Source organism: Stenotrophomonas sp. STK17_22, assembly GCF_051983905.1.
Lineage (GTDB): Bacteria > Pseudomonadota > Gammaproteobacteria > Xanthomonadales > Xanthomonadaceae > Stenotrophomonas > Stenotrophomonas maltophilia_A.
Genome location: NZ_CP197010.1, coordinates 3542805 through 3556298 on the forward strand (window position 1 = coordinate 3542805; position 13494 = coordinate 3556298).

Annotated in this window: 12 protein-coding genes; 4 read left to right on the forward strand and 8 right to left on the reverse strand. The window is 67.9% G+C overall.

Features of this window, described 5'->3' with window-relative positions; translation table 11 throughout:
• Positions 1–37: 37 nt before the first annotated feature.
• On the reverse strand, positions 38–808 hold the full coding sequence (locus ACSYS9_RS16605; RefSeq protein ID WP_049423915.1) for an RNA methyltransferase: 771 nt from the start codon (positions 806–808) through the stop codon (positions 38–40).
• Positions 809–928: 120 nt separating this feature from the next.
• Between ACSYS9_RS16605 and ACSYS9_RS16610 the strand changes: the two genes are divergently transcribed.
• Positions 929–1756, forward strand: coding sequence for an inositol monophosphatase family protein (locus ACSYS9_RS16610; RefSeq protein WP_049401244.1), 828 nt, complete (start codon positions 929–931; stop codon positions 1754–1756).
• A gap of 755 nt (positions 1757–2511) precedes the next feature.
• Here the strand turns inward: ACSYS9_RS16610 and htpX are convergent.
• A complete protein-coding gene (gene htpX, locus ACSYS9_RS16615; RefSeq protein WP_049463081.1) occupies positions 2512–3378 on the reverse strand; it encodes a protease HtpX in 867 nt (288 codons plus the stop codon).
• 93 nt (positions 3379–3471) lie between these two features.
• Between htpX and gluQRS the strand changes: the two genes are divergently transcribed.
• The 3 genes from gluQRS (at position 3472) to phaR (ending at position 5873) form a co-directional block, all read left to right on the forward strand.
• The gene (gene gluQRS / locus ACSYS9_RS16620) at positions 3472–4392 is read left to right on the forward strand and encodes a tRNA glutamyl-Q(34) synthetase GluQRS (protein WP_071229703.1); all 921 of its coding nucleotides are present in this window, start codon (positions 3472–3474) and stop codon (positions 4390–4392) included.
• A gap of 17 nt (positions 4393–4409) precedes the next feature.
• On the forward strand, positions 4410–5150 hold the full coding sequence (gene phbB, locus ACSYS9_RS16625; RefSeq protein WP_049423910.1) for an acetoacetyl-CoA reductase: 741 nt from the start codon (positions 4410–4412) through the stop codon (positions 5148–5150).
• A gap of 183 nt (positions 5151–5333) precedes the next feature.
• Positions 5334–5873, forward strand: coding sequence for a polyhydroxyalkanoate synthesis repressor PhaR (phaR, locus tag ACSYS9_RS16630; protein ID WP_032130258.1), 540 nt, complete (start codon positions 5334–5336; stop codon positions 5871–5873).
• 74 nt (positions 5874–5947) lie between these two features.
• Here phaR and ACSYS9_RS16635 read toward each other — a convergent pair whose 3' ends face one another.
• From ACSYS9_RS16635 to ACSYS9_RS16660, 6 genes are all read right to left on the reverse strand, one after another.
• Positions 5948–6901, reverse strand: a complete 954-nt coding sequence (locus ACSYS9_RS16635) for a TraB/GumN family protein (RefSeq protein WP_032130255.1) — start codon at positions 6899–6901, stop codon at positions 5948–5950.
• A gap of 1 nt (position 6902) precedes the next feature.
• Positions 6903–7835 carry a DUF1684 domain-containing protein gene (locus ACSYS9_RS16640; protein ID WP_071229702.1) on the reverse strand — a complete coding sequence of 311 codons (933 nt, stop codon included), beginning with the start codon at positions 7833–7835 and terminating at the stop codon, positions 6903–6905.
• Positions 7836–7846: 11 nt separating this feature from the next.
• A complete protein-coding gene (mutL, locus tag ACSYS9_RS16645) occupies positions 7847–9754 on the reverse strand; it encodes a DNA mismatch repair endonuclease MutL (protein ID WP_071229701.1) in 1908 nt (635 codons plus the stop codon).
• Positions 9755–9875: 121 nt separating this feature from the next.
• A complete protein-coding gene (locus ACSYS9_RS16650; protein ID WP_071229700.1) occupies positions 9876–11438 on the reverse strand; it encodes an N-acetylmuramoyl-L-alanine amidase in 1563 nt (520 codons plus the stop codon).
• An 82-nt stretch (positions 11439–11520) separates the two neighbouring features.
• Positions 11521–12003: a tRNA (adenosine(37)-N6)-threonylcarbamoyltransferase complex ATPase subunit type 1 TsaE gene (gene tsaE / locus ACSYS9_RS16655; RefSeq protein ID WP_071229699.1), complete on the reverse strand. Its 483-nt coding sequence runs from the start codon at positions 12001–12003 to the stop codon at positions 11521–11523.
• Positions 12000–13484: a bifunctional ADP-dependent NAD(P)H-hydrate dehydratase/NAD(P)H-hydrate epimerase gene (locus tag ACSYS9_RS16660; RefSeq protein WP_071229698.1), complete on the reverse strand. Its 1485-nt coding sequence runs from the start codon at positions 13482–13484 to the stop codon at positions 12000–12002. Before ACSYS9_RS16660 ends, tsaE begins: the two co-directional genes overlap by 4 nt.
• Positions 13485–13494: the final 10 nt, after the last annotated feature.

The window sequence follows — 13494 nt, forward strand, 5'->3', positions numbered from 1 at the left end:
GTATCCGGACAGACTACCCGAAAAAATGAGAACGTCGTCAGCTGTCCTTGCCGCCTGCCTGGGCCAGTCGCGCCATGCGCTGGGTGTCGGCGAGGATGCCGCGCAGCAGGCGCACTTCCTGCTCGCTCGGCTCACTGCGCAGGAACAGGCGGCGCAGCTTGCGCATCGCCGATTCCGGGGCGCGGCCCTTGTGGAAATCGATCTCGTCCAGCGTGTCGCCAAGCTGGGCGAAGAAGCTCTCCATCTGCTCGTGGCTGGCCGCCTGTTCGCGGAAGCCAGGCTCGGCATCGGTGGCCGGCTGCGCGCCCAGCAGCTGCATGCGCGTTTCATAGGCCAGCACCTGCACGGCGGCAGCCAGGTTGAGCGAGCTGAACTCCGGGTCGGACGGGATGTGCACCGCTGCATGGCAGAGCTGCAGTTCCTCGTTGGTCAGGCCGGTGCGCTCACGGCCGAACACCAGCGCAACCTCGGCGCCTTCACCGGCTTTGGCCACCGCGCGGGCAGCGGCGTCGGCGGGCAGGTACTCCTCCAGCTGGACGCGGCGGGCACGTGCAGTGCAGCCCAGCACCAGGCGGCAATCGGCCACCGCCTCGGCCAGGGTGGCCACCACCGGGGCATCCCCCAGCACGTCTTCGGCACCGGCCGAGCGGCGGAAGGCCTCCTCGTCCAGTGGCTTTTCGGGGGCAACCAGCACCAGGCGGGCCAGGCCCATGGTCTTCAGGGCGCGGGCGGCGGCGCCCATGTTGCCGGGGTGCTGGGTACCGACCAGGACGAATCGGAGGCGGGTGGCGGCAGGAAACTGGGACATGAACAGGGAAAAGGTCGAGCTGGACGATGACCAATGGTAAACTGTGCGGCCGGCCACTGCGCCGGACCCGCTCTTTTCCCCCGCCAGTCCATCTCTTCTGCCTTTCCGGGAGCCCACGCCATGCAGAAACCCGCCGTAACCGTCATGGTCAAGGCCGCCCGCCTCGCCGGCAACGTCCTGTTGCGCAACATCAACAAGCTCGAGGCACTGAACGTGGTGCAGAAGGGCCGGATGGACTACGCCAGCGAAGTGGATGCGGACGCGGAAAAGGTCATCGTCAAGGAACTCAAGCGCGCCTACCCCGAATACGGTGTATTCGGCGAGGAAGGCGGCGTGCAGGGCGAGCGTCGCCACATGTGGGTCATCGACCCGCTGGACGGCACCAGCAACTACCTGCGCGGCGTGCCGCACTACTGCGTGTCGATCGCCCTGGTCGAGAACGGCGAGCCGACCGATGCGGTCATCTTCGACCCGCTGCGCAATGAACTGTTCACCGCCAGCCGTGGCGCCGGCGCCGTGCTGAACGACCGCCGCATCCGCGTGGCCGAACGCAAGGATCTGGAAGGCACGATGATCCACACCGGCTTCGCGCCGCGTGAGCGCAACCGCGCCAGCGCCCAGCTGAAGGCGGTCGACGCCCTGCTGGTACACGGCGAAGACATCCGCCGCACCGGCTCGGCGGCACTGGACCTGGCCTACGTGGCCTGCGGCCGCGCCGACGCCTACTTCGAAGCCGGCGTGAAGGCATGGGACATCGCTGCCGGCCTGCTGCTGGTCCGCGAGGCCGGTGGCAAGGTCTGCGACTTCAAGGGCGCGACCCTGGGCCGCATGGACAACCGCGGCCCGGAGACTCACCAGATCGTCGCCGGCAACCTGAAGGTGGCCGAGTCGCTGCAGAAGGTGCTGGTGAACACCGGCTACGCCGCCGAGTTCGACGCCAAGTTCTAAGCGTCCCGGCAACGCGGCTCACTGAAACGGCACCTGCGAGGGTGCCGTTTTCGTATCCGCGGTGATCGTGCTTGTCACTTTCTTTGCTCGTGCACCGCGCTGCAGGAGCAGCGTGGAACGGCGTAGCCGGCCCGTAGGGTGGCGCACACGGATGTGCGCCATCAAGAAAGTAACCAAAGAAACGCTCCGCCGGCCGCGAGCCGACGTGCTTCGCACGCCGGTGCCCTGCGCTCCTCGGTCCGTCGAGGGACGGTGCGGGAACTCGCTGCGCTCAGACACCCGCACCTCTTCGCCCTCGCCGGACCTGCGGTGCTCGGCTCGCTTGAAGGCGGACTGGAAGGTCAAGATCAAGGGCAAGGGCAAGGGCAAGGGCAAGGGCAAGGGCAACAGCATCCATGCATGGCGTGCATCTACCGGGTGCAGCTGTGGCATTTGACCTTGAGTCCGCCTTGAGCGAGCCGAGCATCGCAGGGGAATCAGGGGCGAAGAGGCGCCGATGTTTGAGCGAAGCGAGTTCGGCGCCGCCCCCTGATTCGCCGAGAAGCGCAGGGAACCGATGCGCAGCATCGGATCGCGCCCCGGCGGCGTGTTTCTTTGGTTACTTTCTTTGCACGAGCAAAGAAAGTGACACCCCTCCGCGGTCGCGGAAATGACTCTCGCCGGGTCATGGACGGCGCCGCCAATGCGTCGGCGCACAAACAAAAACGCCCGGCGCGAGGCCAGGCGTTCCTGCACTACCGTGGAAGTACGGAGGCTTACGCCACCGTCGACGCCCGCAGCGCGGCGATGCGCTCTTCCAGCGGCGGGTGGCTCATGAACAGCTTCTTCGCCGTCGAACCGGCAATACCGAACGCCGCGATCTGGGTCGGCAGCGTGCTCTGGCCGTGGTTGAGCTGCAGGCGCTCCAGCGCGGCGATCATTTTCTGGCGGCCGGCCAACGAGGCACCGCCGGCGTCGGCGCGGAACTCGCGGTGGCGCGAGAACCACATCGAGATCATGGTCGCGAACAGGCCGAACACCATCTCCAGCACGAACACGATGATGTAGTAGGCGAAGCCACGACCGCCACCTTCGCGGTTGCCCGACAGTGCGCTGTCGATGATGCCGCCGACCACGCGGGCCAGCACGATCACGAAGGTGTTCAGCACACCCTGCAGCAGGGCCATGGTGATCATGTCACCGTTAGCGACGTGGGCGATCTCGTGGCCCAGCACCGCTTCGGCCTCGTCTTCGCTCATGTTGTGCAGCAGGCCGGTGGACACCGCGACCAGCGCATTGTTGCGGTTGGCACCGGTGGCGAAGGCATTGATCTCCGGACCTTCATACACGGCCACTTCGGGCATGCCGATGCCGGCCGCCTTGGCCTGGCGCTCGACGGTAGCCAGCAGCCAGCGCTCGGTCTGGTTGCGCGGCTCGGTGATCACCACCGCACCGGTGGAGCGCTTGGCCATCCACTTGGACAGCAGCAGCGAGATGAAGGAACCACCGAAGCCGAAGATGCCGGCCATGACCAGCAGGCCGCTCATCTTGCTGGGGTCGGTTCCCAACAGCGACATCACGATGCTGGCCAGGATCAGCACGGCAAAGTTCGTGGCCAGGAAGAGGGCAATACGGGTGAACATGGGAAATTCCGGCTCGGAAGGGGTCGATATCGATCAATTTGCGGTGCGGTCAGCTTGAATTCAAGCGCCAACCTGACCGACGATTCAGCCAGCATGACTTCCCCCATTCCCTGCGGCCGCTTCGCCCCTTCGCCGACCGGCCAGCTCCACCCCGGATCCCTGCTCGCCGCCTTCGGCAGCTGGTTGCTCGCCCGCCACCACGGCGGCCTGTGGCGGCTGCGCGTCGAAGACGTCGACCCGCCGCGCACCGTGCCCGGTGCAGCGGATGCGCAACTCAAGGCACTGTCGGCGTTCGGCCTGGCCCACGATGGCCCGGTGCTCTGGCAGAGCACGCGCGGCGAGGCCTACCAGGCCGCGCTGGATGAACTGCTCGCCAGCGACCAGGCCTTTGTCTGCCACTGCAGCCGCAGCGACCTTGCCGCCAGCGGCGGCATCCATCATCGCTGCGTCGCCCGGCAACCACGACCGGACCCGGCCGTCCGCTTCCGCGTGCCGCCCGGCAGCCTTGTGCACTTCGACGATGGCCTGCGCGGCCCGCAGCAGCAGGACGTGCATGCCGAGGTCGGCGACTTCGTGCTGCGCCGCGCCGATGGCTGCTGGGCCTACCAGCTGGCGGTGGTGGTCGATGACGCCGCGCAGGGGGTGACCGAAGTGGTGCGCGGTGCCGACCTGCTCGACTCCACCGCACGGCAGATCCTGCTGCAGCAGGCGTTGGGCCTGGCGGTGCCGCGCTACTGGCACTTGCCGCTGCTGCTGGATACACCGGGCCACAAGCTGTCCAAGTCGCTGGCGGCGCTGCCGGTGGATAGCGAACGCCCGCTGCCGGTGCTGCGCCAGCTCTGGCAGCTGCTCGGCCAAGCCCCTGAGGCGCTGGCGCAGGCACACGATCTGGACGCGCTGCTGGCCACCGCTCGACAGGCCTTCGACCCGGCGCGGTTGCCGCGTAGCGACATCCTGTTGCCGGCCGGCGCACTTTCCGCGCCGATGTTGCAGAATCACCCTTCCCCCACCTGATACCCGGACAGCACTCCATGACATCTCGCGTCGCACTGGTCACCGGCGGAACCGGCGGCATCGGTACCGCCATCTGCCAACGCCTGGCCGACCAGGGCCACCGGGTCGCCACCAACTACCGCGACGAGGCCAAGGCCCGCGCCTGGCAGCAGGCGATGACCGAACGCGGCTACAGCGTGTCGATCTTCCCGGGCGATGTCTCCGATCCGGACAGCGCCGAAGCGCTGGTGCGCGCGGTCGAGGCCGAACTGGGTCCGGTCGAGATCCTGGTCAACAACGCCGGCATCACCCGCGACACCACCTTCCACCGCATGCGCGCGGACCAGTGGCACGATGTGATCAACACCAATCTCAATTCGGTGTTCAACGTCACCCGTCCGGTCATCGAGGGCATGCGCCGCCGCGGCTGGGGCCGGGTCATCCAGATCAGCTCGATCAACGGCCTGAAGGGCCAGTACGGTCAGGCCAACTACGCGGCGGCCAAGGCCGGCATGCACGGCTTCACCATCTCGCTGGCCCGCGAGAACGCCGGTTTCGGCATCACCGTCAACACCATTTCGCCCGGCTACGTCGCTACCGACATGGTGATGGCGGTGCCGGAGGAGGTGCGTGCCAAGATCATCGCCGACATCCCCACCGGACGCCTGGGCAAGCCGGAGGAAATCGCCTACGGCGTCTCGTTCCTGGTCGCCGATGAAGCCTCGTGGATCACCGGTAGCAACCTGGACATCAACGGCGGCCACCATATGGGCTGGTAAGCCGCGCAGCGGGCCCTCGCGGCGAACACCGCCGGCCCCTGCCAAGAGTCATGCTGCGCAGCACGCAAACCCTTGTTGCGCAACATGATCGCCGCCGAAAGCCAAGCCTGGCGGGGGCTGAGGCGGTTGCAACGGCTGCTGCACTGCGCCATGCTGCGCGTCTACTGTGACGAGTACCGCTTCATGGCTGCGACCCGCATCATCAAGAAGTATCCGAACCGCCGTCTCTACGACACCGAGATCTCCAGCTACATCACCATCGAGGACGTGCGCCAGCTGATCCTGGACGGTGAAGACTTCGAAGTCCGCGACGCCAAGAGCGGCGACGACCTCACGCGATCGGTCCTGCTGCAGATCATCGCCGACCAGGAACAGGACGGCGAACCGATGCTGTCCACCCAGCTGCTGAGCCAGCTGATCCGCTTCTACGGCGATTCCCTGCAGGGCTTCATGGGCAACTACCTGGAGCGCAGCATGCAGGTCTTCCTCGACCAGCAGCAGCAGTTCCGCCAGCAGATGGGCAACCTGCTGGGGCAGACCCCGTGGGCGATGATGAACCAGCTGACCGAGCGCAACCTGGAGCTGTGGCAGGAATTCCAGCGCAACATGGGCACCGGCTTCGGTGGCCCGCGTCCGGGCGGCACCGGAACCGGAACCGGCGCAGGTACCGGCAACAAGCCGAACGAACCGGGCACCGGCACCGGCGGCAAGACCCGCCGCTGAGCTGCTGCAACGGCTGATACGAAAACGGCGCGCCACTGGCGCGCCGTTTTGTTTGGCATCGCGCCAACGATACGTCAGCGTTTCGCCTTGCACCCCGTGCATACGCGCTCGACCTTGTAACCCTTCGCCTTCAGCTTCTCGACCACGCCGTCGTTGCCCAGCAGGTGCAGCGTGCCCACCACCACCAGCGTACCGCCCTGCCCTGCCTGCAGGTACGGCAGCAGCTTCGGCACCCAGGCGTCATTGCGGCCGGTATTGATGCGCTGATACAGCTGCGGATACTGCTGGCGCATTTCCGCCGCCATCCGGGTCCACAGCACGCGCTCGTCACCGCGGCGCCAGGCGTCGTGCAGCTGGCGTGCCTGCTCGTCGGCCTTGCCGGCCTGGTCCAGCGCTTCGGCCAGCATCTGCCGCTGTTCCTGCAGCGTCATTCCGTCGAGCATGCCGATCTGGGTGTCGATGTCTTCCAGTCCCGCAGTCTTGCGCCCGGTCTTCTGCGCACGCTCCATGAAGTGACGGTCCAGGCCCAGTGCCGGGTCCAGGCCCAGCTTCTGCATCTGCCCGACCGAAATGCTCAGGCCGACAAACCACGGCTTCATCCCCTGCATCTGCGCCAGCGGCAGCTTGTTTTCGGTGGCGAACACCTGCAGCTTCTGCCAGGTCGCAGCATCCAGATCGCGCTTGAGCTCGCTGCCATCGGTGCGCACCGCCGCCTGCACCATGCGGCTGGCCAGCTGTGGTGACTGCATGTCTTCCGGCGACAGTTCGAACACGACCCGCTGCGAGGCCTCGAACGCCTGTTCAACATCGGGCGACAACGGGTAATCCTGCGGCTTCAGCAGGTGGAAGGAACCGAGCAGGTAGAGGCGCGAGTCACCCGGGCCGGTCACTTTCCACAGCAACGGCACCGGCGGCTTGGCCGCCGCTGCGCCAGCGGTATCGGCTTGCACGGTACGCGCTGCAACCAGCGGTGCCAGCGCACAGGCCGCCAACAGAACGGTGGCACGCAACAGGGATCTGATCGGCATATCAGCCTTCTCCTTCAGGCAGGTGGTAGGCCTTCTCGCCCGCTTCCACACGCAGGTCCAACCGGTTTTCCGGTGGCGCCAACGGGCAGGTCGCGTAGGCGGTGAACGCACACGGTGGGTTGTAGGCATGGTTGAAATCGATGCGCACGGTGCCATCGGCAGCGGGGGCATCGGTATCCAGATAGCGACCGGCCGGATAGCTGCCACGGCCACTGGTGCGATCGGCAAAGATCAGGAACAGCGGCTGCCCCGGCGCACCGATCGCCTCCAGCCGCCAGCTGCGGCCATCGCGCTGGAACTCGACCGCGCCGGCATTGGGCATTTCGGTGGTCAGGCCGGTGATGTCGACGATGGGCAGGGTCTTGCCCGGCGGGTGCGCGATGAAGCGCGCCTGCACCTGCCAGTCCGGGCCGCCCGGCCAGTACTCCAGCCCACCGAAATCGCGACGTGCCGGCGCATCGGCGTGCTTGACCCGCAGCGCATCGCGCGGACCGCGGCGGATGATGCTGAGCTGGCCTTTGCCGCCATCGAACGCCAGCAGCGTCGGCTGGGGATCCTTGTCGGTGTCGATGCGGATGCGGCCGCGCACCGGCTGGCCATCATGGCTGACATCCACGCCGGCTTCGGGCGTGAACCACCATTGGCTGCCTTCACGGCGCAGCAGGCCCAGCTTGTCCGGCCCAACCGCCAGGCGGATGCCATTGGTCGCGCCGCTGCCGACGAAGTGGGATTTGTTCTGCAGCCAGTGCAGGCCGACCAGCGCGGTCCAGCCATCGGGCCGGGTCAGGTCCTGATAGCGTGCCACCCGCCACTGCTGCTGCTCGGCGGCATAGGACGGATCCTCCGCGGCCGAGGCCGGTGCCGGCGGCGTCGCCGGGCTGCAGGCGGCCAACACCAAAGCGGCCAGCAGGCCGCCCATTCCCCGATAACGCATCGATGCTCCCCTCAACGTCCGCGCAGGAACCAGCGGTCGATCTCCGCCAGCGAAAAACGGGCCCAGGTCGGCCGGCCGTGGTTGCACTGGCCGGACCGCTCGGTGATTTCCATGTCGCGCAGCAGCGCGTTCATTTCCGGCACGGTCAGGCGCCGGTTGGCGCGCACCGCGCCATGGCAGGCCATGGTCGACAGCAGTTCGTCGCGTGCACTGGCCACGCGCCGGCTCTGGCCGTGTTCGCGCAGGTCGGTCAGCACATCGCGCAGCAGGCCTTCCGGTTCGGCATGCGCCAGCAGCGCCGGAATGCTGCGCACGTGCAGCGCACCGGGACCGGCACGGGTCACTTCGAAGCCGAGTGCGGCCAGGGTTTCACTTTCATTCTCGGCGGTGTCGGCTTCGCGCTCGCCCACCGCCAGCGTGATCGGCACCAGCAACGGCTGCGACTGCAGGCCGATGCCATCGTGCGCGTTCTTCAGCCGCTCGTAACCGATGCGTTCGTGTGCCGCATGCATGTCGACCACGATCAGGCCTTCGGCGTTCTCGGCCAGGATGTAGATGCCATGCAGCTGCGCGATCGCGTAGCCCAGCGGTGGCACGCCAGCGTCGGCACTGGTGACCGGCAGCCCGTTCTCGGTCGGCATCGGCGGCAGCGCAGCACCGCGTTCGGCGCCGGCCGGCGCGGCATACAGCGCGGCATAAGCCGCCGGTGCATCGGCCACCTGCAATCCCAGCGGTTGCTGCGGGCGCCAACCCGAGAATCCACCACCGCCACCACTCGAACCGGCACCCGGTGCGGCACCGCGTACCAGACCGAAACCGGAGGCACCTGCACTGGAGAGCATCGATGCCGCGCCTGCATCCACCGGATGCGCGGAGCCGGCGCCGATGTCCTGCACCGACATGCCGGCGCGGGTATCGGCCAGCGCATCCTTCAGCGTGCGGTAGACAAAATCATGCACCAGCCGCGAGTCGCGGAAGCGCACCTCGTGCTTGGCCGGGTGCACGTTGACGTCGACGCGGGTCGGGTCAAGCTCCAGGAACAGCACGTAGGCCGGTTGGCGGCCGTGATACAGCACATCGCCATAGGCCATCTTCACCGCATGGGCGACGCTGCGGTCGCGCACCGAGCGGCCGTTGACGTACAGGTACTGCTGGTCGGCGCTGGCGCGCGAATAATGCGGCTGCGCGATCCAGCCGTGCAGGCGCAGGCCGGCACCGCTGTGGTCGACGCGAACGGCCTGGTTGGCGAAATCCTCGCCCAGCGTTTCGGCCAATCGCGCATCGGAATACAGATCGCCCGGCTTGTAGCGACGCGAGGCCTTGCCGTTGTGCGAGACACGCAGTTCGACATCCGGCCGCGCCAGCGCCAGCGAACGCAGCCATTCTTCGATATGGCCCAGCTCGGTGCGCTCGGCGCGCAGGAACTTGCGCCGCGCCGGTACGTTGTAGAACAGCTCGCGCACTTCCACCGTGGTGCCCGGCGCATGCGCGCGCGGCGTCACTTCGCCGATCTTGCCGCCTTCGATCTGCAGCGCCGAACCGTGTTCGTCATGTGCGCGACGCGAGGACAGGGTGAAGCGGCTGACCGAGGCGATCGATGGCAGCGCTTCACCCCGGAAACCGAGCGTGGCCACCGATTCAAGATCGTCCAGATCGGCGATCTTGCTGGTGGCGTGGCGCGATACCGCCAGCGGCAGCTGTTCCGGCGCGATGCCACTGCCGTTGTCGCGGATGCGGATCAGGCGGACACCGCCCTCCTCAAGATCGATATCAACGCGGCTGGCGCCGGCATCGATCGCGTTCTCGACCAGCTCCTTGACCACCGACGCGGGACGTTCGACCACTTCGCCAGCGGCGATCTGGTTGATGAGGATCTCCGGCAACGGCCGGATCGGGCGCGGATGGGTAGCAGACGTCATGCGGGGATGATAACGGAGCGGCCGAGGGTAGAGTCGAGCCATGCTCGACTGACGGGCTACCGGGAAGGCCCAGTCGAGCGCCGCTCGACTCTACAGAAAGCAGTAACCCGCCTTCGACGGGTTACTTGCTGCCGCCGGCCATGGTGCCGGCGGCGTCGATCTCGGCCTGGGCCCGGGCGGCATACAACGTGCCCGGCGGCGGCTGACGGCTGAAGAACGTGTGCACACCATCCAGCACGGCCCCGGCGATCTTGCGCTGGTAGGCCGGATCGATCAGGCGGCGCTCTTCATCCGGATTGGAGATGAACGCGGTCTCCACCAGCATCGCCGGCATGTCCGAGGTGCGCAGCACTGCGAAGTTGGCGCGCTCGATGTTCGGCTTGTGGTTGTTGCCGATCCGCTTCAGGCCGCCCAGCACATGGCCGGCCGCGTCCTCGGACGCCTTCATGTAGCCGCTCTGGGCCAGATCCAGCAGCACGTTGGCGAGCGTGCCTTCGGTCTGCTGCAGGCGCACGCCACCGACCAGGTCGGCCGCGTTTTCCTTGTCCGCCAGCCAGCGGGCGCGCTGCGAAGAAGCGCCCTTGGTCGACAGCACGTACACCGATGAGCCCGTGGCCGAACGGTTTTCCGCCGCATCGGCATGGATCGAAATGAAGATGTCGGCCTTGTTCGCACGCGCCTTCTGCGCGCGCATCGGCAGCGGAATGAACACGTCGCTGTCGCGGGTCAGGTAGGCCTTCAGGCCCGGCGTCGCGTTGACCTGGCGGGCCAGCTCACGCGCTACGGCCAGGGTCACATCCTTCTCGCGCTTGCCGGTCGGGCCGATCGCACCGGGGTCCTGGCCGCCGTGGCCCGGATCGATGGCCACCACCAGGTGGCGCATGCCAGCCTGCATGCGGATGCGCGAGGCATCGCTGGGCATGGCCGGACGCGGTGGCACCACCGTGGTCGGAACCGGTGCAGGCGCTGTGGCCGGCGGCGTGGTTACCACGGCGGCGGTACGCTGGCCGGCAAGGATCGCAGCCGGCGATGCGGACGGCGTGCTGCTGGCAGCCGTACCCGCTGCCGCGACCTGGGCCGGTGCAGTGGACGGGGCCGGGGTCGGCGTGGCCGGTGTGGCAGCGGCGGCGCTGGCCTGCTGCTGTACCTGCGCGGTCAACAGCGCGGTGGCGCGCGCGGCGTCGTTGCGCGACTGCGCGCTCTCGGCCGGCGTCGCTGCGGGCGTGTTGACCGGTGCCTGCGGCTGCACCGCCGGCGTCGCTGGCGGGCGGCTGGCGGCCACGGCCGGGCCATCGCCCGGCCATTCGATCACCAGCTTGGATTCATTGCCCTCGCGCTGCATCTGCGGGCGGAACGGCGCCACGGATTCAGCGAGGTCGAAAACGACACGGAAGGTACCCGGCACCGGCTGTCCAGTGCGCACGGCCGTGACCACGCCCTGTGCAGCCGGCATCTTCAGGTTGCGTATGGCGCTGGAGTCCGGGAAATCGACCACCAGGCGGTTAGGTCCGGCCAGCGACAAGGTCTTGTAACCGCCGCTGCCGACCAGCGAGATCTCGGCACGGGTGCCGGTGGCGCCGGTATTCAGCAGGACCTGACGGACTTCACCGGCCCACGCACTGACGCTCGCCAGACTCAGTCCGACGGCGGCACAGATGGCAATGAGACGGTTCCCCGGGCGCATGGCTCAGGATTCAATCACCGCGCTGAACGGAATGCAACACCTTTTTCCTTAATAATCCGTAACCTGCCGGTGTTTGTTCTCGTCAGCCGACAGAAATGGCCTGCAAGTCGGCCCCTTGGGGGAGCCGTTCCAGCCATTCATGTCCGACGTCGCTGGCTCCAGTGAGACGGACGCGACGCCCCTGCCCCTCGATCTCCAGCGCCACCACCAGGTCGGTCGGCGGCAGCGCGCCAGCGCCGCGTTCCGGCCATTCCACCAGCCACAACACCGCGCTGCCCTCGTCCAGCCCGAGAAAATCGAGCTCGCCGGCCTGGCCGATCCGGTACAGATCCAGATGCCAGGCCTCGCCACCGCTGGCCAGCGGATAGCGCTCGACCAGGGTGTAGGTCGGGCTGCGGATCGCCCCCTGCACGCCCAGTGCGCGCAGCAGTGCGCGGGCGGTGGTGGATTTGCCGGCGCCCAGGTCGCCGCGCAGTTCGACCAGCGCCTGCGGCGGTCGGGTGGCGGCCAGCCACTGCCCGAGCAGTTCAGTGGCAGCGCTGTCGGCAAGGAAGAAATCGATCATCTAGAAAGTTCCGGGTTGGCCAGTCGCCGCAGCGGCGACAGCAGATCAGTTGGAAGCAGGCCGCGCGCGCCGTCGACGGCAGCGACGTCGCCGGCAAGCGCATGCAACAGCGCACCAGCGGCGGCGGCATCGAAGGCGGCCAGGCCTTGCCCACGCAGGCTGGCGATGATGCCTGTCAGCAGGTCTCCCATGCCACCCACGGCCATGCCGGGATTGCCAGCCGCGATCAGTCGTGGCCGTTGCCCCGGCGCTGCGACGATGCTGCCGGCGCCCTTCAGCACCACCACGGCGTGGAAGCGCTCGGCCAGTGCCTGTGCGCAGGTGAAGCGATCGGTCTGGATGTCAGACGTGCGGCAACCCAGCAGGCGCGCGGCCTCGCCCGGGTGTGGCGTAAGGATGGCGTCGGGCAGCGCGCGCGGATCCTGCGCCAGCAGGTTCAGTGCATCGGCATCGACCACCAGTGGCCTGGCGCTGGCCAGCACCCGCGCAAACAGTGCGCGCGCCCATTCGTCCTGGCCCAGACCGGGGCCGATCGCCACCACCCTGGCCTTGTCCAGCAGTGCCGGCAGCGCGTCACCATCTTCCAGTGCATGGGTCATGGCTTCGGGCAGCCGCGCCAGCAACGGGCCAACGTGGTCGCGGCGGGTGCCCAGGCTCAGCAATCCAGCACCCGCGCGCAAGGCGGCTTCGGCCGCCATCGCGATGGCGCCGCCGCTGCCATGGTTGCCGCCGACGCACAGCACGTGCCCGGATTCGCCCTTGTGGGTATTGGTGCGGCGCGGCGGCAGCAGGGCTGGCAGGCGCACCTGCGTCCAGAGCTGCGCAGCGGGTGACACGCCCTGCCATGCGGCCGCGGGTAGCTGCAGCGGCGCCAGCGCCTTCCGCCCGCAATGGTCCAGCGCATCGCCGGTGTACAGCCCGCGATGCGGCACGATGAACTGCACGGTCAGCGCCGCCCTCACCGCCTCGCCCGGTACGGCGCCGCGGTCGGCATCCACGCCACTGGGGACGTCCAGCGCCAGAACCGGTGCCGCCTGCGCGTTGAGCGCGGCAATCAGCGTCCGCGCCACGCCCTCCGGCACGCGATCGAAGCCCAGCCCGAACAGTGCATCGACCCAGATATCGGCCTCGGGAAGCGCGCCGTCGAAATCGGTGAGGGTGCCGCCGTCGGATGTGAATTCCGATGCTGCACGCTGTGCCAGCGCGGTTGACGGTGGCTTCCCCGGCAAGGCGATCACCGTCACCTCACGTCCGGCCTGCAACGCATGGCGGGCCAGCACATGGCCGTCGCCGCCGTTGTTGCCCGCACCAACCACCACGCCGATCCGCTGCGCCTGCGGCCAATGCTGCAGCAGGCACTGCCAGGCGGCCTGGCCGGCCTGTGCCATCAGGCCCCAACCGCCCTCGGCGGCCAGCGCCGAGGCCTGCGCATCAAGCGCGCGCGCGGCAGCGGAATCGAACAGATCGGCAAGGTTGGCCATGCGGGGATTT